General features: G+C 75.7%; 12 protein-coding genes. 1 reads left to right on the top strand and 11 read right to left on the bottom strand.

The window, feature by feature from the left end; genetic code table 11:
* Positions 1 to 69: 69 nt before the first annotated feature.
* The gene (locus tag AB0F82_RS02460) at positions 70 to 2337 is read right to left on the bottom strand and encodes an excinuclease ABC subunit UvrA (RefSeq protein ID WP_362622950.1); all 2268 of its coding nucleotides are present in this window, start codon (positions 2335 to 2337) and stop codon (positions 70 to 72) included.
* 106 nt (positions 2338 to 2443) lie between these two features.
* On the opposite strand from AB0F82_RS02460, the gene AB0F82_RS02455 reads away from it, so the two are divergent.
* Complete coding sequence (locus AB0F82_RS02455; RefSeq protein ID WP_362622947.1) at positions 2444 to 3232, top strand: TetR/AcrR family transcriptional regulator; 789 nt, start codon at positions 2444 to 2446, stop codon at positions 3230 to 3232.
* Here the strand turns inward: AB0F82_RS02455 and AB0F82_RS02450 are convergent.
* The 10 genes from AB0F82_RS02450 to AB0F82_RS02405 are packed head-to-tail and all read right to left on the bottom strand — an operon-like array spanning position 3229 to position 23813.
* A complete protein-coding gene (locus tag AB0F82_RS02450) occupies positions 3229 to 4146 on the bottom strand; it encodes an SDR family oxidoreductase (protein WP_356809721.1) in 918 nt (305 codons plus the stop codon). The genes AB0F82_RS02455 and AB0F82_RS02450 overlap by 4 nt on opposite strands.
* The gene (locus AB0F82_RS02445) at positions 4143 to 5408 is read right to left on the bottom strand and encodes an MFS transporter (RefSeq protein ID WP_362622945.1); all 1266 of its coding nucleotides are present in this window, start codon (positions 5406 to 5408) and stop codon (positions 4143 to 4145) included. The genes AB0F82_RS02450 and AB0F82_RS02445 overlap by 4 nt, the downstream gene beginning before the upstream one ends.
* 19 nt (positions 5409 to 5427) lie before the next feature.
* Positions 5428 to 6753, bottom strand: a complete 1326-nt coding sequence (locus AB0F82_RS02440; RefSeq protein ID WP_362622942.1) for an alkaline phosphatase family protein — start codon at positions 6751 to 6753, stop codon at positions 5428 to 5430.
* Complete coding sequence (locus AB0F82_RS02435; protein ID WP_362622940.1) at positions 6750 to 7766, bottom strand: galactokinase; 1017 nt, start codon at positions 7764 to 7766, stop codon at positions 6750 to 6752. Before AB0F82_RS02435 ends, AB0F82_RS02440 begins: the two co-directional genes overlap by 4 nt.
* Positions 7763 to 9616: a class I SAM-dependent methyltransferase gene (locus AB0F82_RS02430; RefSeq protein ID WP_362622937.1), complete on the bottom strand. Its 1854-nt coding sequence runs from the start codon at positions 9614 to 9616 to the stop codon at positions 7763 to 7765. Before AB0F82_RS02430 ends, AB0F82_RS02435 begins: the two co-directional genes overlap by 4 nt.
* Positions 9613 to 10776 (bottom strand): glycosyltransferase, encoded by a 1164-nt coding sequence (locus AB0F82_RS02425; RefSeq protein WP_362623422.1) that lies wholly within the window; start codon positions 10774 to 10776, stop codon positions 9613 to 9615. Before AB0F82_RS02425 ends, AB0F82_RS02430 begins: the two co-directional genes overlap by 4 nt.
* A 2-nt stretch (positions 10777 to 10778) precedes the next feature.
* Positions 10779 to 11630, bottom strand: a complete 852-nt coding sequence (locus AB0F82_RS02420; RefSeq protein ID WP_356809709.1) for an alpha/beta fold hydrolase — start codon at positions 11628 to 11630, stop codon at positions 10779 to 10781.
* 7 nt (positions 11631 to 11637) lie between these two features.
* Positions 11638 to 11958, bottom strand: coding sequence for an acyl carrier protein (locus AB0F82_RS02415; protein WP_362622934.1), 321 nt, complete (start codon positions 11956 to 11958; stop codon positions 11638 to 11640).
* Positions 11948 to 16975, bottom strand: coding sequence for a beta-ketoacyl synthase N-terminal-like domain-containing protein (locus AB0F82_RS02410; RefSeq protein ID WP_362622931.1), 5028 nt, complete (start codon positions 16973 to 16975; stop codon positions 11948 to 11950). Before AB0F82_RS02410 ends, AB0F82_RS02415 begins: the two co-directional genes overlap by 11 nt.
* Complete coding sequence (locus AB0F82_RS02405; RefSeq protein ID WP_362622928.1) at positions 16968 to 23813, bottom strand: SDR family NAD(P)-dependent oxidoreductase; 6846 nt, start codon at positions 23811 to 23813, stop codon at positions 16968 to 16970. Before AB0F82_RS02405 ends, AB0F82_RS02410 begins: the two co-directional genes overlap by 8 nt.
* Positions 23814 to 23835: the final 22 nt, after the last annotated feature.

Here is a 23835-nt window from a genome sequence, read left to right as displayed (position 1 = left end):
TACGCACCCTGCGCACGGCGTCCCGCTGCGCGTCGTCCCCCGCCGCGCCGTCCTGCCCCCGTCGCCCCGCTACGCGTCGGCCCCGACGTACTCCCGCAGGTGACGGGCGGTCAGCGTGTCCGCCCCGGCCACCAGGTCCGCCGGAGTGCCCTCGAAGACGACCCGGCCGCCGGAGTGACCGCCGCCGGGGCCGATGTCGATCAGCCAGTCGGCGTGCGCCATCACCGCCTGGTGGTGCTCGATGACGATCACGGAGTTGCCGTCGTCGACGAGCCGGTCCAGCAGAGCCAGCAGCTTGTCGACATCGGCCATGTGCAGGCCGGTCGTCGGCTCGTCCAGGATGTACGTCGAGGACTTCTCCGCCATGCTGATCGCGAGCTTGAGCCGCTGCCGCTCCCCGCCCGACAGGGTGTTGAGGGGCTGGCCGAGCCGCACGTACGAGAGGCCGACGTCGGCCAGCCGTCCGAGGACGGCCCTGGCCTGGCCGGTGGAGAAGAACTCGAACGCCTCCGCCACCGGCATGTTCAGCACCTCGCTGATGTTCTTGCCGCGCAGCCGGTACGTCAGCACCTCGGGCGTGAACCGCTTGCCCTCGCACTCCTCGCACACCGTGGCCACCCCGGCCATCATCGCCAGGTCCGTGTAGACGAGCCCGAGGCCGTTGCACTTCGGGCAGGCACCCTCCGAATTCGCGCTGAACAGCGCCGCCTTGACGCCGTTGGCCTTGGCGAAGGCGGTCCGGATCGGGCCCAGCAGACCGGTGTAGGTGGCCGGGTTGGACCGGCGCGAACCGCGGATGGGCGACTGGTCGGCCACCACGACCCCCTCCCGCCCGGACAGGTAGCCGTGGATCAGCGAGCTCTTCCCGGATCCCGCGACACCGGTCACCACCGTGAGCACGCCGAGCGGCACGTCCACGCTGACGTCCTTCAGGTTGTGCAGGTCGGCGCCCTTCACCGACAGGTGGCCGCGAGGGCTGCGCACCGACTCCCGCAGTCGCGCCCGGTGACCGAGGTGGCGCCCGGTGAGGGTGCCGGAGGTGCGCAGCCCGGCCACGTCCCCGCTGTAGCAGAGCTGCCCGCCCGCCGTGCCGGCGCCCGGGCCGAGGTCGACGACGTGGTCGGCCATGGCGATGACCTCGGGCTTGTGCTCCACGACCAGCACGGTGTTGCCCTTGTCGCGCAGCCGCAGCAGCAGGTCGTTCATGCGCTGGATGTCGTGGGGGTGCAGGCCGGTGGTGGGCTCGTCGAAGACGTACGTGACGTCCGTGAGGGAGGAGCCCAGGTGCCGCACCATCTTCACGCGCTGGGCCTCGCCGCCGGACAGCGTGCCCGAGGGGCGGTCCAAGCTGAGGTAGCCCAGACCGATCTCGACGAGGGAGTCGAGCAGGCCCCGGAGGTTGGCCAGCATCGGGGCCACGCCGGGGTCGTCGATCCGGCGTACGAAGCCGGCGAGTTCGCTGATCTGCATCGACGCGCACTCGGCGATGTTCACGCCGTGGATGCGCGAGGACAGTGCGGCCGCCGAGAGGCGGGTGCCCCCGCAGTCGGGGCAGGCGGTGAAGACCACCGCACGGTCCACGAAGGCCCGGATGTGGGGCTGCATGGACTCGCGGTCCTTGGCCAGGTAGAGGCGGGTGATCTTGGTGATCAGGCCCTCGTAGGTGAAGCCGTTGGAGCCCGCCTTCACCTTCACCGCGCTTCTGTGCAGGAAGTCGGCCCACTCCTGCTCGGTGAAGTCCTTGAGCTTGGTGTCGGGGGAGTAGAAGCCGGAGTTCGCCATGTTCTGCCAGTACCAGGAATCGACGGCGAAGCCGGGGACGGTGATCGCGCCCTCGTTGAGCGAGAGTTCGCGGTCGACCAGCTGGTCCACGTCGATGTCGGAGACCTCGCCGACGCCTTCGCAGCGCGGGCACATCCCCTCGGGGTTGTTGAAGCTGAACGCGCTGGACGTGCCGATGTGGGGCGTGCCGACGCGGGAGTAGATGATCCGCAGCATCGTGTAGGCGTCGGTGGCGGTGCCCACGGTGGAGCGGGAGCCCGCGCCCATCCGCTCCTGGTCGACCACGATGGCGGCGCTCAGGTTGTGCAGGCCGTCCACGTCGGGCCGACCGAGGCTCGGCATGAAGGACTGGATGAAGGCGGTGTACGTCTCGTTGATCATCCGCTGCGACTCGGCGGCGATGGTGCCGAAGACGAGGGAGGACTTCCCGGAGCCGGAGACACCGGTGAAGACCGTCAGGCGACGCTTGGGGATGTCCAGCGATATGTCGGCGAGGTTGTTCTCGCGGGCTCCCCGTACCTGGATGACCTGGTGGTTGTCGGCGGCGATGTGCACGGAACTCCTCGAGGTGCGGCGCGGCGGCTTACTCTCTGAGCTTTACTCTATACACTGTACTCTATACGATGTAGCCAATTGTCGGCGAAGACTCGGAGGCGGGGACATGTCGAAGGACCGCAGCGGCGCGGGAGATCCCGTCCGCACGCTGGAGCTGCTGTGGCGGGAGCCCGGGCATTCGGCGCAGCCCGCCCGCCGCGGTCCGCGGCAGGGCCTCAGCGTGGACGCCGTCGTCCGGGCCGCGACCGCACTCGCCGACGAGGAAGGACTGGCCGCGCTGACCATGCGGGCGCTGGCGCAGCGGCTCGGCGTGACGCCGATGACCGTCTACACGTACGTCCCCGGCAAGGCGGAGCTGCTCGACCTGATGCTCGACGACGCGTACCTGCACATGGAACGCCGGCCGGCCGACCCGGGGGAGCCCTGGCAGGTCCATGTCGCCCGAGTGGCCGAGGACAACCGGGACCTGATGCTCCGCCACCCCTGGATCGCCGACCTGGCCGTCACCCGCCCGCCGCTGGGCCCGGGGGTGATCGGGAAGTACGAGTACGAGCTGGCGGCCTTCGAGGGCATCGGACTCACCGACACCGAGATGGATGCCGCCCTGGCCCACTTGCTCGGCTTCGTCCACGCCAACGCCCTGGCCGCCGCCGACGACGCCGACCACAACAGCCGTCAGAGCCAGGAGGACTGGTGGGCCGTCAGCGCCCCGCTGCTGGAGCGCGCCCTCGACCCCGAGCGCTACCCGCTCGCCGGCCGCGTCGGCAGCGCGGTCGCCGGCTACCACCCCGAGACGATCTGGTCCTTCGGCCTGCAGTGCGTCCTGGACGGCCTCGCCCACCGCCTGGCCTCCCGCCCCACGCCGCAGACCGCGGACCGGCCCGAGGCCGTCTAGCGGTAGCCCGTGGTGTCCGCCGGGTGGCCGGGGTCCTGGACCTCGACCAGGTAACGCCAGGCGTCCGGACGGCTGCCGTCCAGGTCCGTGAAGCCGTACACCTGTGCCAGCCGGCCGCTGGAGAGGGACTGGCCGTTCCAGCGGGAGACCTCCGGGTCCGCGGCGAGGGCCGCGACCGCGCGGCCCACGTACGCGGGGGTCTCGGAGATCGCGAAGTGCGGGGTCTTGGCCAGCGCCTCCCGCCAGGTCTCCTCCGTCACGCCGTAGGCGTCGAGCATCATCTCCGAGCGCAGCCAGCCCGGGGTCAGCGCCACCGCCGTGGCCCCGCGCGGGCCCAGCTCGTGCCCGAGCGCGAACGCCATCCGCAGCACGGCGGACTTGGCGATGTCGTAGAAGAAGGAGACCCGGTAGCGGGTGGCGTTGTAGTCGGCGGTGCCGTCCGTCATCTCCACCACCAGACCGCCCGGCTCGCGCAGCAGCAACGGCACCGCGAAATGGCTGGTGATGGCGTGCGTCTCCACCGCCAGCCGCAGCAGTCGCAGCCCCTTGTCCAGGTCGTGCTCCCAGACCGTGCTGTCCCACTCGAAGAGCAGCTCCCCGCCCCAGATGTCGTTGACCAGGACGTCGAGACGGCCCTGTTCCGCGTCGATCCGCGCCACCAGGGCCTCGACCTGCGCCGGCACCAGATGGTCGGCGACCACCGCGATGCCCCGGCCGCCCGCCGCGGTGACCAGTTCGGCGGTCTCCTCGATCGTCTCGGGCCGGTCGTACTCCGAACGCCGGCCCCTGGTGCTGCGCCCCGACACGTACACGGTGGCGCCCTGCGCCCCCAACTGGACCGCGATGCCGCGGCCCGCACCCCGCGTCGCCCCCGCGACGAGGGCCACCCTGCCTTCGAGACCTTCGAGAGTCATGCGCCGACCCTACGACGGCTGCCGCGTCCGCAGGCCGCGGACACGGAGACGAGCGCCAGCGACAGCAGCAGCCCGAGCGCCGCCGCACCCAGCGCCGCGCCCGGTCCCCACATCGTCCAGGCCGCCCCGAACAGCAGGGACCCGGCGAACCGGGCCAGCGCCTGCGCCGTCTGGAGCACCGCCAGCCCCGTCGTGCGCAGTTCCGGCGGGAGCAGCGGCCCGGCCGCGGCCATCAGCACCCCGTCGGTGGCCGCGTAGAACAGGCCGAGCGCCGCGAGTACACCGGCGACCAGCAGTGCCCCGGCCGGCAGCGGCGCCAGGAGCAGCAGGCAGGCGCCGAGCAGAGTTGTGTGCCCGCCGAGGAAGACCCGGCCGCGCCCGACCCGGTCGGCGAGCCGGCCCACAGGCACCGCGGCCAGCAGGAACACGGCCGCCGTGCCGACGGGCAGGAGCGGGAACCACACGGCCGACAGGTCCAGCCGGCGCTGCAACAGGAGGTAGAGGAAGGCGTCGCCGACGGTGAACAGGCCGAGCACGGCGGCCGTGAGGCACAACCGCCGCAGGCCGGCGATCCGCAGGAGGGAGCGCACGGGCGGCGGCTCCGGCGGCGACGGCCGCGCGACCGCGGGCGCGGGGGCCTCCCGTACGAACAGGGCGAGCACCACCACGCCCAGGACGGCGACGCAGCAGCTCACGGTGAACACCGCCGCGTACCCGTCCACCGCGACCCACAGCACCCCGAAGGCTGCCAGCGGCCCCAGCAGCGCACCCGCCGTGTCGAGCGCCCGGTGCACCCCGAAGGCGCGGCCCTGCATCCCGGGCGGCACCGACAGCGAGATCAGGGCGTCCCGGGGCGCGGTGCGCAGCCCCTTGCCGGTCCGGTCGGCGGCGAGCACCGCCGCCACCGACCAGGGGGCGGTGACGGCGAGCAGGGCCGCCTTGCACGCCGCGGAGAGCGCGTACCCGGTGCCGGCGACGAGCTTGTGGCGGCGGGTCCGGTCGGAGATCCGGCCGCCGACGAGGCGCAGCAGCGCGGTGGCGCCCTGGTGGAGACCGTCCAGGGCGCCGAAGGCGAGCGGGGACATGCCGAGTCCCGCCATCAGGTACAGCGGCAGGACGGCGGTGACCATTTCCGCGGAAACGTCCGTGAGCAGACTGACCAGTCCGAGCGCGAACACCGTGCCGGGCACGGCCCGCAAGGGGCCCTTGGGGGCCGGGGTGTCCGCGCAGACGTCCGCGGCCCGGCTGGTCGACAGGTACACGGATGCCTCCGGGGCCGGGTCAGAACCAGTTGACGGTGAGCGGGAAGGCGGCCGTGACGGTCGTGCCCGTGGAGTCGGTCGCCGTCGCGGTGACCTGCACCGTGCCGACGGACCACGGCCTGCCGCTGATCCGGCCGCTGGTCGTGTCGAGGGTCAGGCCCCAGGGCAGCCCGGTGGCCGCGTACCGGACCGGTGGCTTGCCGCCGGTGGCGCTGAGTTGGACGGTGCAGGACTGGTTGAACTTGCAGGTCTGGGGGCCCGGGTCGGCCAGCTTCAGACCGCCCGGGGTCGGGGTGGGCGTGGGAGTCGGCGTCGGCGTCGGCGTCGGAGTGGATGTGGGTGTGGGTGTGGGCTCGGTCGAGGTGTCGAACACCTCGCTGATCGGCTGGACGTTCGCCGCGTTGCCGGCGTGCGTCGCCGTGCCGAAGAGGTCCTCGAGGGTCCGCAGCAGGTGGTGGTGGTTGAAGGCCGTGGCGTACTTGCCCGTCTTGACCTTCGCGCCGTGGAAGACGGTCGCGATCTGGTTCGACCCCAGGTAGTTGTCCTCGTCCCAGGTGAGCACCAGCAGGCTGTTGTTGGCCTTCGCCCACTGCGCGTAGGCGTCGAGGTTGTTCCTGGTCCAGGTGTCCCCGGTGCCGACGGAACACGAGTGCATGTCGTTGCACTGGTTGGGGACCACGAAGGACAGGTCGGGCAGCGCCGCGAAGTTGTTCTGCGGGAACTGCGTCCACGTCTTGCCCGTGTTCAGCGGCACGTTCTTGAAGGCGAACCACGGGTTGTGCTTCTGCGCGTACTGGCCGTTCGTGCACGCCGTGGAACCCTCGCCCGGCAGGTCCTCGTTGTACGTCGCGAAGGTCTTGCCGGCCGCGATCAGCTCCTGGCCGAGGTTCGGCGCCGTCATCGACTGCGGGGTGTAGCAGCCGTCCCCCGTGATGCCCTGCGTGGAGCCGGAGAAGAGGTTGAAGTAGTTCGGCTGGCTGGGGTGGGTGAGCGCCTTCATGCCGGTCAGGCTCGCGCCGCCGTTCGCCAGCTGGTTGATGTACGGGGCGTTCGCGCTGCCGATGATCTCCCCGTACTGCTTGTTCTCGTACACGACCACCACGACGTGGTCGTAGGAGGGCAGGGCCGCTGCCGCGGCCGCCGGAGCGGCCGAACGGTGCTCGGCGGCCTGGGAGTTGGCCACGGTGAAGGCGCCGAGCAGGCCGAGCGTGCCGATGCCGGCGACGGCCGCGGACCACAGGGCGCGGCGTCTCGTGCGCGCCGCCGGTGAGGGTGGGTGCGTGGGCATGGGGTTCTCCTTGTCGTTGTCGTCGGCGTCGTACGGGCCGGGGATCGGGCGGGTCATCCCTCGCGCCGGGCCGCGCCGGCCACGGCGATGTTCAGGAACCGCGGTACGGGCAGCCCCCGCCCGCGGAAGTCCTCCGCGACGGCGGACCGCACCGCCGCCAGCCGTGCCTCGAGCAGCAGCACCAGCACGCTCCGCCCGGGCCGCTGCCCGGGCGGCCAGGCGCTCAGGGCCCCGGCCCGGCGGGCGCAGGACACCGCACGCACCAGCTCCCGGGGACGGTCCGCGGCCTCGCCGCGCACGGCCATCAGCACCAGCCGTGCCCCCGAGGCCGCCGGGTCGAAGGCAACGTACCGCTGCCGCCGGCGCGGTTGCGGCTTCGGCTGCGGGTGGACGCCCAGCAGCAGGGCCCGGCCGGGCCGGGCGAAGAACACCGCCCGGCGCAGACCGTCGTCCCCCTCCGGCAACGCCTCGGCCAGCAGACGGGCGAGGAGCGCCCGGTCCGGCTGCTCCTGCGCCCCCGAGTGGACGTCGGCCACCGCCAGCGCCACCGCGCAGTCGGCCGGTTCCGCCGTCGCCAGTCCGGCGGCCGCCGCGAGCGAGCCCTGCACGTGCAGGTCCGTCCCGCCGCGGCCGTACCCGGCGCGCGCCAGGGCGCGCAGTACGGTGTACGGCCGGACGGCCCAGGCGGGAGCGTCGGGCAGCGGCCCGGACAGGGTCAGCGGCAGGTCGCAGCTGTCCGCCGGATGACCGAGGGAACTGAGCCGTACCAGGCCGTCGTCGCGGGGGGCCGCCGCTGCTGCGGTCGGCCAGCCGGCCGCGGCCACGAGCCCGGGGGAACCGAGCCGGAAGGCGTACGGTGCGCTCCACACCGCGGCGGGGGGCCGGCCGTGCGCGGCCTCCAGGGCGTACGCGACCAGGCGGAACAGCGGATCGGCGGTGGCCCGCCGAGCCAGGTCGCCTCCGGCGCGGTCGGCCGGCCCACGCGCGGCGGAGCCCGCGGCAGGGGCCGGCGCCGGGGCCGCCGGGGCCGCTGCGCCCGCCGGGACGGAGGGGCCGGACGCCGGGGTCATGGGGCGTCCTTCCGGGCCAGCAGCCGGTAGGCGTTGCCGCCGTCCGTACGGCGGGCGGCCGCCGTACGGAGGGTGTCCAGCGCCGCCGCGGCCGCGAAGCAGGGCAGCGCCGCCAGCCGCACGGCATGGGCCAGGGCCCGGGTCCGGCGCGTGGCCGGCGGGCCCCACGGCCGGTCCGGGTCGGGGGCCAGGCGCGTCGCCGTGAGGGCCACCGCGCCGAAGAAGTCGTTTCCCTGGTGGGCCGGCCCGTGTTCCTCGGCGACGACAGTGAACCCGCGGTCGGCCAGAGCCTCGCGCAGGTTCGCGGCGGGGGCGAGGTGCTGGTGCTGCGGCTGGAACCAGGGCAGCCAGGCCGGGCCGAGGACCCGCGCCATCCGCGACTCCGGGTCGGGCAGCTCGATCGCCAGGAACCCGCCGGGGGCGAGCACGGCGGCCGCCGCGTCCAGTTCGGCCAGCGGATCCCGGGTGTGCTCCAGGTAGTGGTACATGCTGACCACCTCGTACTGGCCCGCCAGCTTCGGGGCGAACTCCGGGAACTGGCCCTGGTATCCGGTCTCCACCCAGCCGCGCCGCTCCGCCTCCCGGACCCCGTCGCCCATGTCCAGCCCGTCGAAGCGGGTCCGCGGCCACACGGCCCGCGCCGCGTTGCAGAAGTGTCCGTGCCCGGTGCCGACGTCCAGCCAGGACACCGGGTCCGCGTGGGGGAGGAGCATCTCGGCGCGCCCCCGGTAGGCGGCGCCCAGTCTGCCGAAGACGGTGCCGGCTCCCTCACCGCCGCTTCCGTCGTAGAAGTCGCGGTAGTAGAACTCCAGCCCCTCCGGGGTCAGCCGGGGGTTCTGGAAGACGTGCCCGCAGTCCCCGCACTGCTCCAGGGTGAACCGGCCGGGCTTGCCCTGGAGCAGGTCGGGCACCCGGACGCGGACCGAGAGCCGGGCGGAGCCGCACCACGGGCAGTCCGGACGGCGTGCCTCCAGGAAGCGGTCGGTGCCCCCGGCCAGGTCCTTGCGGTAGGCGGCCGCCCGCGCGCCGTCGGGTGCGTCGTCCCGCCCGGCCGCCCGGGCCGTACGCAGGCCCGCCCTGAGGGAGCGCACCGGCCTCGCGGCGGTGGCCCGGACCAGATCGGCCGGCCGCAGCGGCGAGCCGGACCCGCCCAGCACCAGGTACGGCTGGAGCCAGTACAGCCCGGCCGCGGCCGCACCCCACCGGCCCTGGCGTACGGCGACACCCGCCAGCAGCGCCAGCCCGCCCAGCTGGGCGGCGGCCAGCGCGCCGGGCGGCAGCCCCTGGGCCCGCAGCTCCGCGGCGCGCGCCGGCCCGCCGGAGTCACCGGGGCCCCCACAGCTCAGGCCAGGGGCGACGGCCAGCCCCGTCGCGTCGGAGGCGTACTCCTTCAGACGGCGCGCCAGCGCCAGCAGTTCCGCCGGGTCCGGGCACGGACCGCCCGGATCCACCCCGGCCCGGTCCAGCACCTCCTCGGTGACGAGGACGGCGAACCCGGCCCCGCGCCCCTCGCCCAGCCGGTCCCACCGGTAGCGCGCGGGGTCGACCAGACGCAGCAGCCCCAGCGCCCGTTCGGCGGGCAGGTCCGCGGGCAGCAGGTCCAGCACCCGCAGCCCTTCCCCCTCCGCGTACGCGCAGGCGGCCAGGAAGGTCGCCGGATCGGGCTCGACCCCGCCGGCGGTCAGCAGCCGCCACCCGGCGGGCCGCGGCACCCCGGCCGACGTGGGCGGGACCACCGGCAGCACGGGCAGGGCACGCAGCCGGAGCGCGGCCCGTACGGTGCCCGCGCCGAGGGCGGCCAGTAACACCGCGGAGGTCCAGCGGACCCCGGAGAGCGGAGGGTGCGTCATGTCAGCTTCTCCAACCGGTCGGCCGCGGCGGCGGCCCCGCCCGCCGCGGCGAATGAGGCCTGAATCCGCCGGGCGGCCCGGCGGGGGCCGGGGTCGTCCAGTACGGAGGTGAGCGCGTCGCGCAGTTCCTCGGCCCGCGTCCTGCCGAACCGCACCCGGATCCCCGCCCCGGCCTCGACGACCTGACGGGCCACGATCGGCTGGTCGTCCCGGATGGGAGCGACGACCAGGGGCAGCCCGTGCGCGAGGGCCTCGCAGACGGTGTTGTGCCCGGCGTGGCAGACCACCGCGTCCAGGTGCGGCAGCAGCGCCAGCTGCGGGACGCTCTCCTGCAGCAGCACGTGCTCCGGCACCTCCCCGACCATGGCGGCGGGCGCCGCCAGCACCAACTGCACCTCGTCGGCCAGGCGTTCGGCGGCTCCCAGTACCGCGTCGTAGAACCGGGACCCGGCCTGCTGGTTGAGGGTGCCGAGGGAGACCAGCACCCGCCGCCGCCCCGGGTCCAGGCGCTGCCAGGGGAAACCGGGCGGGGCCGGGCGTGCCCCGAACGCCGGACCGACGTACGCGTGGTGCGGGGGGAACTCTCCGGTCGTTCCCACCAGTTCGGGGGTGGAGAAGACCAGTACCAGGCGCTCGGAGAACCGCGGGTCCCATCCCCGCCGCTCCCCGCCCGCGCCGTACTCCGCGAGCAGGCCGGAGATCTGCCCGGCCACCCACTCCCCGACCTTCGGGAAGTCGGCGAAGGGACGGGTCAGTTCGGCCGAGGTGCTGGCGGACGTCACCCAGGGGACGCCGAGCCGGCGGGCGGCCAGCGGCCCGGCCAGCGCCTGCTGGTCCGCGACCACCACGTCCGGTCCGAAGGTGCGCACGGCCCGCTCCACGCCCGGCACCATCGCCCGGGCCAGCGGCACCAGCGCCTCCTCCCACAGGAACCGCAACGCGCCCACCCCGCGCAGGTCGCGCCAGCGCTCATGGAGCTCCGTGTACACGCCGCCCGCCTCCTCGCCGGCGGGCAGGATCCGGGCCTGCGCGGGCAGCAGCCGGGCGAGCGCCGCGGCCGGCCCGGTCCAGGCGGTCTCATGGCCCCTGGCGGTGAGTTCGGCTCCCACGGCCACGGTCGGATTGACGTGCCCCGCGAGCGGCGGCACCGTGAACAGCACCCTCACGGGACCAGAGCTCCCACCTGCGGCCGGACCGCCGTCGCCGTCGGCGTGGGCGGCGCTGCCACTGTCGCGGCGACATGGGCGAGCACGGCTTCCCGCAGGACCCCGCTGCTCTCCTTGAGGACGTCGTGCCCCAGGTCCGGCAGGATCCGCAGCTCGCACCGGGCTGCGTGGCGGGCCGGCTCGCGCGCCCCGGGCACCAGCTCGGAGTGCTCCCCGCACACGATCAGGGCCGGGCAGTCCAGCCGGGCGTAGTCGGCCGGTGTGAAGGGGCGGCTCGCGGCGACGTCGTCGATGAGCGACGTGCGGTTGAGGAGGGCGTCGGCGATCGCCGTCAGGTTGGCGGCCTTGCGCAGGCGCAGCGTGCGCAGCTCGGCGGGTACCGGGCTGTCCTCCAGGCCGAGGGCGGCGGCCGACAGTGTGTCCACCATGTTCTCCACCCAGCCTCCGCCGAGCGGGGGTTCGAGGAGGGTGAGCCCGCTGACGAGGCCGGGCCGGGCCAGCGCGGCGTGCAGGGCGAGGGTCCCGCCGTAGCTGTTGCCGACCAGGTGCACGCGGCGGTGCCCCAGGCCGAGGGCGGCGAGCAGCGCGAACAGGTCGCGTACGGCGGTGCGGCTGTCGTAGCCGGTGGCCGGGCGTTCGGTCCTGCCGTGGCCGCGCAGGTCGTAGAGGACGACCTCGTGACCGGACCTGGCCACCGGTACGGCCAGCGGGCAGTAGAAGGAGGAGAGGTTGTCCACGACCAGACCGTGCAGGAACACCACGACGGGACGGTCGGGCGCGTCGGCGCCGGCGGCGGCCGGGAGCCGCTGGACGTGGAAGCGCAGGGAGTTCGCGAGGACGACGGCCATGGCGGGCTCAGCCGGCCGACGCGGACGGGCCGCCCGCCGAGACCCGGGCCAGGGACGTCCGGGTGATCCGGGCGATGTGGGTGACGAGTTCGCCGACGGACATGGCCAGGATGGCGTCCATGTCCTTCTCCGCAAGGAAGCCCATCAGGTCCACGTCGGCGCCGTAGCGATGGTGGAGCAGCTCGGCGAGGGCGACGAACTCCACGCTCTCCAGGGCGAGGTCCTCGTTGAACGTGGTCTTCATCGTGACCTCCTCCGCGAGCAGGTACTCGTCGCCGACGATCTCCACGAGCATGCCGGTGATCTCGGCGAGGATGTCAGGTGCCATGACGGGTCTCCGTGAGGTGGAAGGGGGCGGCGGGCGTCGCCGCCGCGGGGTGCGGGGTCCAGGCGACGACGTGGTCGGGCGGTGTGCCGGCACCGGTCGTGCCGGGGGGCGGCGTGCCGGGGAGCAGGGTGGTGCGGACCGGGTACGGGGTGCCGGCGGGGGACGTCACGACCAGCCCGCCGGCGTCCGGATCGCCTGCCACCCGCCAGTCCCGGGGCCGGCCGCCCAGCCCGGTGCCGGCCGCCTTCGCGGCGGCCTCCTTGGCGCACCACAGCGCGGTCAGCGCGGCCCGCAGGCCGGTGTCCCCGTGGTCGGCGGGCTGTCCGGCGAGCCGTTCGGCGAGCCTTTCGGCGAGACGGAGTTCGTCCGGTCCGAGGGCGATCCGGACCAGCGCGTCCGGGTCGGCGGTCACCGACTCGACGTCGATGCCGACCGGGCGGCCGGGGTGGGCGAGGGCGACCGCGATCCGGTCCTTGTGGGAGATCGACAGCCGGAAGCCGCGGGTCAGCGGCCCCCCGGCCACCGGCCGGCCGGCGGGGTCGTTGCCGACCGGCACCTCGGCCGGGAACACCGGCCCGGCCCCGCCGTCCCACAGCAGCCCGCGCAGCGCGTCCTTGGCCGCGATCCGGCCCAGCAGCCAGGGCGCCCGGGCCCGCGGCGCGAGCCGCTCGTAGGCCTCCCGCTCGGCGGCGCCGAGGTAGCGGCGCATCACCAGCTCCTGCGAAGCGGGGTCGCTCCAGCGGCGCCGGGCCAGGCACCAGCCCTCGGGCCGCGGTTCGCCGATGCCGCAGACCTCGGGGGTGAACTTCATCGGCCACACCCGCTCGTCGGCGCCGAAGCGGCGGTACGTCCACCCCTCGATCCGGGCCCACACCCCGCCGCCGGGCCGGCACAGTTCGACGTCCCCGCGTACGGTGACGTCCTGCACGGCACGGATCCGGGCGGTCGCGGAGATCAGCTCCGGCGGGGCCGGAGGCGGGCCGTGGAACCCGATCCGGTCCACGGTGGCCGGGAACACCAGCCGGTCCACCGGCAGCCGCAGCTGCATCCAGTGCCCGAAGAGCTGCCCGGCCGCGTCGAGGAGCGCGCCCGGGTCGGGCAGTGCCCGCAGCACGCCGTGGATGCCGTCCGCGCCGACGGTCCGGACCTCGTGGACCCCGGCGAAACGCGGCCCGTGGAACATCCACCGGTCCCGGTAGAGGGCCGCGGCGCTCACCGGGGCCGGCCCGGCGTCGCGCAGCGGCCTGCCGTCGGGGGAGGGCGGCGCCCCGTACCCGTCGCCGAACAGCACGACCGCCGAGGCGTATTCGCCGAGCGTGGCGCGCATCCGACCGGGCCCGTCCGGGCGGACGGAGATCCGGACGTCGACGGCAGGCTCGACGGCGAGCCACCGCAGGGCCCGTACGTCCTCGTAGCCGACGACGGCGAGGCCGGCCGGGGCGTACCGCCGGGCGGCGTCGGCGGCCAGCTCCAACATGGTGGTCATGGGCACGACGGGGAACCGGTCGGAGTCCTCGGCCCAGTCGTCCGGCTGCAGGTACACGCAGTGGTCGCGCACGTAGGGCAGCGCGGCGAGGGAGAGCCGCAGCGTCTGCGACCCGCCGGCGGCCGGCGCCGGCCCGCCCCCGTGGCCGGCCCGGACCCCACGACCCGGTCCCGTTCCGGTACCGGCCTCCGGCTCCGCTCCCACGCCCGGACCCGTGCCGGTCCCGGCCTCCGGTTCGCCTCCCAGACCCGGCCCCGTGCGAGTCCCGGCTCCTGGCTCGGGCCGCCTGCGGCCCGGTCCCGTGCCGGTCCCGGCCTCGGGTTCGCCTCCCAGGCCCGGCCCCGTGCCAGTCCCGGCTCCTGGCGGCCGCGTCCGGCCCGGTCCGGCGGTCGGCTCGGGCACAGCACTCCGGTCCGGCGCGGCCCCGGGCCTCCGGCTCGGTCCTGGCGCGGTTCCCGAGGCCGCCCATGCCTCGGTGACGGCGCGGGCGGCCGCGTCGGTGTCGGCGAGTACGGCGTCCAGCGCGGACAGCAGCACCGGCCGGTCCACCGGCGGCGCCGCCGGTGCCGGTGCCGGTGCCGGTGCGAGCATGCCGGCCAGGGAGGCCCGGGCCGCCTCCCCGAGCCGGACCAACGGCGACCCCAGGTCCAGGGGGACGGCGCGGCCCGCACCGGCGCCCGCGGGGCGGTCCGGTGCGGCGGCTCCCAGCCGGCTCTGCTCGTCGCCGGCCCGGGCCGTCTCCGGCCGGAGGTCCGCGCGGCACGCGGCCCCCTGTGGCACGGGTGCGCCGGCCTTCGTGGAGCCGGGCCCGGCCCCGACCGGGGCCGGGCCTCCTCCACCGCCTGCTGAGCCCCGAGCCCCGGGGCCGTCGCCGGGCCCGGCCCCCGCCTTGGGCCCCGTCGAGCCTCCCGCAGGGAACACCGCGTGGCCTTCCGTCCAGAGGGCGGCCCGGGTGCGGTCGAGGGCCGCGAGACCGCCCAGCCGGGGTGAGGAGGTGGACACCGACAGGTGGGGGCGGTCGCGGAGGGTGTCCTCGACGAAGCCGTGCAAACTCCCCGGCCCCAGGGTGACGAAGGTCCGCACGTCCTGCTCCTCGTACAGGGCGACGGTGAGTTCGCGGAAGCGGACCGGCTCCAGCAGGTGCCGCACCACCAGGTCCCGCACGTCCTGCGGCGCCGACGGGAACGGCGCGCACGTCGTCGCCGACCACACCGGGAGGGCCGCGGGCCCGAGCGGCAGCCGGCCGAAGGCCGCACGGACCTGGCCGAGGTACGGCTCCCACATCGGGGTGTGGAAGCCCGAACGGAACGGCAGCTCCTGGCCGAGGACCCCGGCGGCGCGCAGACGGGCGACGACGGCCGCCACCTGGTCCGGATCGCCGCAGACCACCGACTGGTGCGGGCAGTTGTCATGGCTGACCACCACCCGGTCCATGCCGTGCAGCGCGGCCTGCGCCCTTGGCGCGCCGCAGCCCAGCGCCGCGTACACGAGGTCCGGGACGCGCAGATCACCCGGCCGCAGCGAGTCCAGGAAGGTGTCGGCGGCCTCCTGCGGATACATGCCGGCGGCCACCATCGCCGCCCACTCGCCCAGGCTGTGGCCCGCCAGTACGTCGGCCTCGAGGCCGAGGAGCGGCAGGACCCGGGCGAAGAACCGGCCGGTCGCGATCGCGTCCAGGGCCCGTTCCACGAGCGACGCACCCCGGGTGAGCCGGGGCGGCGCCAGCGCGAACCGCTCCGCGACGTCGTCGACCACCGGCGCGAACTCCGGCTCCAGACCGGGAAACAGGAACGCCACCCGGCCGCCCAGCGGTTCCGGCGCGAACCACACGTCGCCGCGCCCCCGCCACGCACGGCCGCGCGCCACCACCTTCGCCGCCAGCGCGAGCCGCTGCGGCGTCGGCCCGGCCACCGCGACCCGGCAGGGCCCCTCGCCGCCCGACCCCGGGGAGGCCGCCGCCAGCCGCGCCGACAGCTCCGCCGGGGTGTCCGCCCCGATCAGGAGTACGTCACCGGGCGCGGCCGGGCCCACCGGCGCGGCCGCGCCGCCCAGCGGCAGGAACCGCCGGACCGGCAGCCGGGGTCGTGCGGCGGCGGGGGCCTCCTCCAGCACCACGTGCGCGTTGATCCCGCCGAAGCCGAAGGCGTTGACCCCGGCCCGGCGGGGGGCCGGACCGCGCTCCCACGGCTGCGCCGCGGTCACCGGCCGCATCCGGGTCCGGGCCAGGTCCGGGTGCGGCTCCTCCAGGTGCAGCGTCGGCGGCAGCACCCCCTCGTGCACCGCGAGCGCGGCCTTGATCAGCCCGGCCATGCCGGAGGCCTGCATCGTGTGCCCGAGCATCGACTTCACCGAACCGAAGCCGATCCCCGGCCCGTCCGGCCCGGGCGGGCCGAACACCTGCGCCAGGGTGTCCAGTTCCGCGGCGTCACCGACCGGCGTGCCCGTGCCGTGCGCCTCCAGCAGCCCCAGCGCGCCCCCCTCCCGCGGATCCAGGCCGGCTTCCCGCCAGGCCCGCTCCAGCGCCCGTACCTGGCCCGCCACCAGCGGGCTCATCAGGCTCGCCGCGCGGCCGTCCCCGGCCACGCCCGTCCCGCGGACCACCGCGTACACGCGGTCGCCGTCCCGCTCGGCGTCCGCCAGCCGCTTGAGGAGGACCACCCCGGTGCCCTCGGACAGGAGGGTCCCGTCGGCCCTGCGGTCGAAGGGCCGGATGCGTTCGCTCGGGCTGAGCGCCCGCAGCTGGGTGAAGACGCTCCACAGCGTCGCGATGTGGCAGTGGTGCACCGCCCCTGCGACCACCGCGTCGCAGCGCCCGGCCGCCAGCAGTCCCACGGCCTGGTCCACCGCCAGCAGGGAGGAGGCGCAGGCCGCGTCGAGGGTGTAGGCGGGCCCGCGCAGGTCCAGCCGGTTCGCGGTCCGGGCCGCGGTGAAGCTGGGGACCAGTCCGATCGACGCGTCGGGCCGTTCGGGACCGAGCGCGTCCTGGAACGCCGACCGCACGGCCGCGATCCGCCGCTCGCCCAGCTCCGGCGCCAGCTCACGCAGGGTCTGCGCCAACTGGTGCGCCGTACGCACCCGTTGGTCGAGACGGGCGGTGGCCACCCCCATGAACCCGCCCCGGCCCAGTACCACCCCGACGCGCGAGCGGTCGGCCGGCAGCCGGTCCTCGCCGCCGGCGTCGGCGATCGCCTCGGCCGTCGCGTGCAGGGCCAGCATCTGGTCCGGCTCGGCGCCGTCCACGGCGGCCGGCATGATTCCGAAGCGGGTCGGGTCGAAAGCGGCGAGGCCGTCGACGAAGCCGCCGCGCCGGCAGTAGAAGCGGTCACCCGCCGCAGGTCCGGTGGCCGCCTCCGGATCGAAGTAGACGGCCGGGTCCCAGCGTTCGGGCGGGACCTCGCCGATGGAATCCGTACCCGCGAGGAGATTGCGGCGGTAGGCGGCCAGATCGGCGGCTCCGGGGAACACGGCGCCCATGCCGACGATCGCGGCGTCGGTCGGGCGGGGGCCGGTGTTCTGCCGTCGCTCACTCACCGCCGCGGACCTCGGCCGCCGCCGGTGCCATCAGGACGACCTGGACGTCGTTCCCGCGGGCCAGTTCGTCGAGGAAGGCGGAAGTGCCCGCGTCCGGCGCGAGGAGCGGTACACCGCGGTGGGCGTAGGCGCGCTCCAGCTCCGGGGTGACCATGCCGCCCGACTCGGCCGACCAGGGCCCCCAGTCGACGGACAGCACCCGCCCGGGGAAGGACTCCGCCCAGGTGTGCGCGAGCCCGTCGAGGGCGTCGTTGGCCGCGGCGTAGTCGCTCTGCCCGCGGTTCCCGTACACCCCCGCGACACTCCCGAACAGAGCGAGGAAGCGGGGTGCGGGCCACGACCCGTGCTCGGCGGCCGCGGCGGCCAGGTGCCGGGCGCCGGCCACCTTCGTGGTGAACACCTCGGCGAAGTCAGCAGGCCGCTTGTCGCGCAGCAGCCCGTCGCGCAGGACCCCGGCGCCGTGCACGATGCCGTCCAGCCGCCCGTGGCGCTCCCGTACGTCGGCCACGACCGCCCGTACGGAGTGCTCGTCGGTGACGTCCGCGCAGTGGTAGCGGACGGAGGCCGCCACCGCGGCGAGGGCGGTGAGGGTGGCCCGTACCTCGCGCTCGGCGAGGATCCGCGAGGCCGCGGCCTCGATTTCCGCGGGCTTGCGCAGGCCGGAGGCGATCAGGGCGGCGCGCAGCGCGACGCGGTCCTGTGCCTGTCCGAACCCGTCCTCGGCGGTGGGAGGCCGGGGCGTACGCCCGACGACTTCGATGTGGCAGCCGGTGGCGCGGGCCAGGGCGAGCGCGGTGCGGGCGGTGATCCCGCGGGCCCCGCCCGTGAGGAGGACCACCGAGCCCGGGTCCAGGAAGGCCGGCGGGGAGCCGGGCCCTTCGGCGGCGGGCAGGGGAGCGGGCACCGGGCGGCGGGCGGCGCGGGCACCGTCGAGGGTGTAGCCGACGGAGGCAGGGCCGTCCGTGTCGGCCGTGGCGAGCTCGCGGACGAGTTGTGCGGCGACGCGCTCCGGGTCCTCCTTGGGGTGGACGTCCACCGAGCGCACCAGCGCGGCGGGGAATTCGAGGGCGGCGCTGCGGGCGAAACCGTGCAGGCCGGCTCCGCCGGGGCCGCCGGAGGCCGCGACGAGCAGGAGCCGCGGGGTCCCGCCGGTCAGGGCGTCGCGCAGGCTCCGGAAGACTGCGGGCAGAACCGGTTCGGTCCCCGCCCGCAGCGAGGACAGCTCCACGATCCCGTCCAGCCCGGCACCGTCCCCGGCCTCCTGCACGATCTGCGGCTCGGCGCCCAGGGCCTCCAGGGCGTCGGCGAGGGCGGACGCGAGACCCTGGTCGTCCTCGACGATCCCGATCCGCAGACCGTCCAGGGACGCCGGGTCGCCGTCGGCAGGCGGGACGGGGCACAGGTCCACGCGGAGTCGGGTGACCGGTGGGGTGCCGGGGGGCGGGGTCGGCGCGGGTGCGGTGGGCTGCGGCTCGGCGGTCGGGGCGCCGGGGGCGTGGCCGACGACCCAGTCCACAATTCCGCGCAGGGTTTTGATCCGGGACAGCTCCTCGACCGCGGACTCGGCGGAGCCGCCCGGGTCCTGGGGGAGGCCGATCCGGTCGGCGAGGGCTCCGATGATCTCCACGCGCTTGATGGAGTCGATGGAGAGGTCGGCCTCCAGGTCCAGCTCGGGGTCGAGCATGTCCAGGGGGTATCCGGTCCGGACGTGGACGATCTCCAGGACCGCGTCCATGACGTCCTCGGCGGAGCGGGGGGCGGGAGCGGGGGCCTCGGTGGGTCCGGGGGCTTCGGCGGGGACGGGCGCGCGCGGGGGCGTCTGCACGGGCGCCGAACGGTGCCCGGGGCCGGACAGTGCGTCGGCGGTGCGTTCGGCGCCCTGCGGGGATCGCCCCGACACCCTCCCGGCCCCACCGGAACCGCCTTGGCCGTCGGGCAGCCGCGAGGAGCCCACATAGGCCAGCAGGACGTCGCGTTGTGCTTCCACAAGGGCGCGGGCGCCCCGCAAATACTCCAGTACCGCCTCTTCGCGGCCCTTCCCTTCGTCCGCCATCGCCGTCTCCTTCTCCGTGGCCGGGTGGGCCTGGACTCGTCGGGCCGGGCGGAGGCCGCCGGGGACCGGGGTGCCGTTCGACGTGCGGACCAGGTGGCCGTCGACCAGCCAGCCCGGGCGGCGTGGGGCCCGGTCGGGGAGGCGGGAGGTGCGCCCTCGGAACAGCGCGTCCGGCGCCACCGGTACGCCCGCCGCCGCCAGTTCGGCCAGCGCCGTCACCAGCCGGACCAGGCCGTGCTCGCCCGGCACGTCCAGGGGGACCACCGTGTGCGGGCGCTCGCGGAGGATCCGGCCGACGAGTCCGGTCAGGACCCGGCCGGGCCCCGCCTCCACGAAGGTCCTGACGCCGGCCGCGTACATGGCCTCCACCTGCTCCACGAACCTGACCGGCTCCGCGACCTGGCGCGCGGCAAGGCTTCGTACTCCTTCGGCCGTCGCCGGATACCGCTCGGCCGTTGTGTTGGACCAGACCGGGATGCCCGGAGCGGTCACCGCCGTCCCGTTCAGTTCGGCGGCCAGGTCGGCCGCCGCCCCGGCCACCACCTCGCTGTGGAACGCGCAGGCCACCGGGAGCGGCTCCGCCGACAGGCCTGCCTCCCGCAGCGCGGTCACCGCCGCGGCGACGGCCGACGAGGGGCCCGAGACGACGCACTGCCGGGGTGCGTTGTGGTTCGCGACTACGCATCCCGCACGGGCGGCGAGGTCCCGGACCTCCTCCGGTGCGGCCGACACCGCCGCCATCGCCCCCGGGTCCGCGCCGGCCGCCGCCAGGATCGCCCCGGCGCGGCGTTCGCTCAGCCGCAGCAGGCTCGGCATGTCGTAGGCCCCGGCCGCCCACAGCGCGGTGAGCTCCCCGTACGAATGCCCTGCCACGCAGTCCGGCCGTACGCCGAGCCGGCCGAGCAGCAGGTGCGCCGCGGCCCCCGCCAGGCCGAGGGCCGGCTGGGCCACCCGGGTGTCCGTGACCGCGGCCCGCTGCGCCGCCCGCCCTTCGGCGGTGAACGCGGCCGGCGGGAACATCGCCGACACCACCTTCGGGGGAGCCGTGTCCAGCAGGACGCGCAGAGCGGGGAAGGCGGTGAACAGCCGGCCGAGCATGCCGGGTCGTTGGCTGCCCTGTCCGGGGAAGAGGAAGGCCACCCCGCCCGGCTCCGTTCCCTCCGCCCGTACGTGGACCCCGTCGCAAGGGGTGAAGGACCGGGCCCGTTCCAGCCGGGCCGCCAGCTCGTCCAGGTCGGCGGCCACGACCGCCACCGCCACCGGGCCGGTCCCGTCCGCGGCGGTCTCGGCGGCGAGGTCCCGCAGGGTCCAGGGGCGCCCGGCCGTGTCGTTCTGCTCCAGGCGCGCCGCGAGCCGTGCCAACGCGCGGGCCGCCGACCGCCGGTCCGTGCCGCGGAAGCAGAACAGCTCGGCCGGCCACTCCTCCAGGCCGTGCCGGGGCTCGTCCGCGCCCCCGTAACCGGCGAGCACCGCGTGGTAGTTGGTACCGCCGAAGCCGAAGGCGCTCACCCCGGCGACGCGCCGCCGCGCCGGCACGGCCCAGGGGCGGGCCTCGTCGTCGAAGGAGAAGGGGCTGGTCTCCGGCCGCCAGGCAGGGTTCGGGGTGTCGATGTGGAGGGTGGGCGGCCGTACGCCCGCGTGCACGGCCCGGGCGGCCTTGATCAGGCCGGCGAGTCCGGCCGCGCATTTGGTGTGCCCGAGCTGTGATTTCACCGAACCCAGCGCGCAGGCTCCGGCCGTGGCCCCGGACGCGGTGAACAGATCGCTCAGGACGCCCAGTTCGGTGCTGTCGCCCACCACCGTGCCGGTGCCGTGCGCCTCGACGAGACCGACGTCGGCCGGGGCGATGCCCGCCCGCGCGTAGGCCCGTTCCAGAGCCCGTCGCTGGCCCTCGGGGCGGGGGGCGGTCAGGCCGAGGGACCGGCCGTCACTGGCGGCTCCCACCGCCTTGATCACGGCGTACACCCGGTCGCCGTCGCGCTCGGCGTCAGCCAGCCGCTTCAGCACGACGGCACCGACGCCCTCGCCGAGGGCGATCCCGTCGGCGGCCGCGTCGAAGGGCCGGCAGCGGCCGCCGGGGGACAGGGCGCGGACGGAGGCGAACATCAGGTAGTCGTTGATGCCGTTGTGCACGTCGGCGCCGCCGCACAGCACCATGTCGCTGTCCCCGTCGCGCAGTTGGCGGCAGGCGAGGTCGAGGGCGGCGAGGGAGGAGGCGCAGGCGGCGTCGACGGTGCAGTTCGCGCCGCCCAGGTCGAGGCGGTTGGCGACCCGGCCGGCGATGACGTTGGCGAGGATCCCGGGGAAGGAGTCCTCGGTGAGTCGCGGCAGCTGCTCGTCCAGGTCGGCGGGGAGGTCCCCGAGGTAGGCCGGGTGCAGGGCGCGCAGCCCGTAGGCGCCCGCCAGTTCGGTGCCGGCCTCCGCGCCGAAGACCACCGATGTCCGGGAGCGGTCGAAGGCGCGGTCCTTGCCGTAGCCGGCGTCGCCGAAGGCCCGTGCGGAGATCTCCAGGGCCAGCAGCTGTACCGGTTCGATGGCGGAGAGGGAGGCGGGCGGTATGCCGTGCGCGAGCGCGTCGAAGGGCACCGGGCCCAGGAAGCCGCCCCAGCGGGAGGGCGTGCGCTCCCCGGCCCGGGCCGGATCGGCGTCGTAGTAGAGCGCCGGGTCCCAGCGATCGGGCGGCACCTCGGTGACCGCGTCCGTCCCGGCGAGGACCATCGCCCAGTAGGCGGCGAGGTCCGGCGCACCCGGGTAGGCGCAGGCCATGCCCACGATGGCGACGTCGAGCGGGTCCGCGCCTTCGGGCGGGCGTCCGGCCGCCGTCAGTTCCTCGGCGCGCCGTTCCAGCCACGCCGTGGCTCCCTCGGTGACCTGGCCGTGCAGCGCCGCGACCGTGGTGGTCCGCGTGCGCAGGGTCGCCGCCTGGCCGAGCATGAACAGCCCGTCCGCCGCCTGGAGTTCCTCGGCGACGGGCTCCGGTGCGCCACCGCCGGGGGGCCGCCGCAGGCCCTTGCTCGCTATCCGCAGCCGGCCCAGGTTGAGCCGCTCCAGCTCCTCCCACATCGCGCGCGGTTCGACGCCGCTCTCCGCGAGCCGCCGCCGGGTCGCCTCGAACGTCGCGGCGTACGGGGTGGACGCGCAGCGGGTGGCGTGCCCCGGCGCGGTGTGCAGCAGCACGGTGTCCGTGCACTCCACCGCCGCCCGCTGGAAGCCGGGCAGCACCGCGCCGGCCGCCACGGCCTCCTGGGTGAACAGGTACGCGGTGCCCATCAGCACCCCGACCCGGGCGCCCCGCGCGGCGAGTGGAGCGGCGGCCGCCACGGCCATCGCGGCGGACCGCTCGTCGTGGATCCCGCCCGCGAACAGCACGTCCAGGGAGGCCGGGTCGGGGCAGGAGCGCAGCAGCAGATCGATCTGCTCCTCCCACAGGGGGAACGAGGCGCGCGGTCCGACGTGTCCGCCGCACTCCAGGCCCTCGAAGACGAACCGCCGCGCCCCTTCCGCGAGATACCGCTCCAGCAGGCCCGGTGAGGGCACGTGCAGGTGGGTGCGGGTCCCGGCCGTCTCCAGCGGGGCGGCCTGCGCCGGGGTGCCGCCGGCGATGACCGCGTACGGGGGCCGGGCCTCGGCCACCGCCGCGAGCTGCTCCCGTCGCAGCTCGGGCGGGGCGAAGCCGAGCAGGCCCACGCCCCACGGGAGGTCCCCGAGCCGCTCGGCGGTCTCGGCGAGGAGGCGGCGTACGTCCGGGCCCTCCATCACGGCCAGCGCGAGGTAGGGGACCCCGCCGGCGGTGGCGACGGCCTCGGCGAAGGCCGCCTGGTCGCTCACCCGGGTCATCGGTCCCTGTGCGACGGGCAGCGGCTGCCGGAGGGGCTCGGCCCGCACGGCGGCCCTCAGATGCCCGGTGACGGCCTCCCGTACGGCCTGCAGCACGCCGCCGGTGGTCCGGTGCCGGGCGGCCAGCCGGGCCGCGGACGCCCCGTCCTGCCCGACGGGCAGGAGCTGCGTGCGCAGGTTCCGGGCGCCGAGCAGGGCGGGCGCCGGACCCTCGGGCGGGGTCAGGTCGGGTCGTGCGAACACCCGGTGCCCGTCGAGGAGCCGGGTCTGCGACCCGTCCATCGCCCGCAGTGCCGCCGCCACGTCGTACGGCAGGTCGGCCTCGCCCTCGGCGGTCAGGGCCAGTTGTACGTCGAGCAGCACCCCGGCGGCCCCGCCCGCGACGGCCGCGGCCGCCGTGTGCGGCCCGATCCCGCCGAGGGCCAGTACGGGCAGGGTGATCGCGGGGTCCCCGAGGAGCTGCTGGAGCAGTACGAAGGTGGTGCTCGCGCCGACCCGGCCGCCGGCCTCGTGCCCCTTGGCGACGAGGGAGTGCGCGCCCGCGGCCACGGCGGCGGCGGCTTCCGCCGGGCCGGTGACCTCGGCCCAGATGCGGGGCCGGCCCGCGGCGGCGGCCCAGTCGGCCACCTGACGGGCGGTGAACTCCGCGGGGTCGGCGAGCAGCACCGTGTCCACCTCCGCGGGGAGGTCCCCGGGGCCGAGGGGGCAGTGGGCGGGGATCCGCACTCCGTAGCGGCCCGCGCCGGGGCCGTAGGAGGCGCTGGCGAGGCGGCGGCCCGTCTCGGCGAGCGCGCGGCGGGCGGCGCTCGCGTCCCGCCCGAGATCGAGCAGCCCGAGGGCCCCGGCCCGCTCGGCGGCGGTCACGATCCCCGGGCGGGGCTCCTCGAAGGGGCAGACCGCGACGACCAGGTCGCGGACGGCGGGTGGCTGTGGGGGATGGGGGATCACGAGCGCTCCTCTTCCAGTGCTG

Origin of the sequence: Streptomyces virginiae (assembly GCF_040638905.1) — a bacterium.
Taxonomy (GTDB): domain Bacteria; phylum Actinomycetota; class Actinomycetes; order Streptomycetales; family Streptomycetaceae; genus Streptomyces; species Streptomyces virginiae_B.
This window is presented reverse-complemented; position numbering and strand designations above follow the sequence as displayed.

Coding starts and splice junctions, on each gene's coding strand:
- AB0F82_RS02455 (WP_362622947.1), top strand. CDS start 2,444: ATGTCGAAGGACCGCAGCGGCGCGGGAGATCCCGTCCGCACGCTGGAG.
- AB0F82_RS02450 (WP_356809721.1), bottom strand. CDS start 4,146: ATGACTCTCGAAGGTCTCGAAGGCAGGGTGGCCCTCGTCGCGGGGGCG.
- AB0F82_RS02440 (WP_362622942.1), bottom strand. CDS start 6,753: ATGACCCGCCCGATCCCCGGCCCGTACGACGCCGACGACAACGACAAG.
- AB0F82_RS02435 (WP_362622940.1), bottom strand. CDS start 7,766: ATGACCCCGGCGTCCGGCCCCTCCGTCCCGGCGGGCGCAGCGGCCCCG.
- AB0F82_RS02430 (WP_362622937.1), bottom strand. CDS start 9,616: ATGACGCACCCTCCGCTCTCCGGGGTCCGCTGGACCTCCGCGGTGTTA.
- AB0F82_RS02420 (WP_356809709.1), bottom strand. CDS start 11,630: ATGGCCGTCGTCCTCGCGAACTCCCTGCGCTTCCACGTCCAGCGGCTC.
- AB0F82_RS02415 (WP_362622934.1), bottom strand. CDS start 11,958: ATGGCACCTGACATCCTCGCCGAGATCACCGGCATGCTCGTGGAGATC.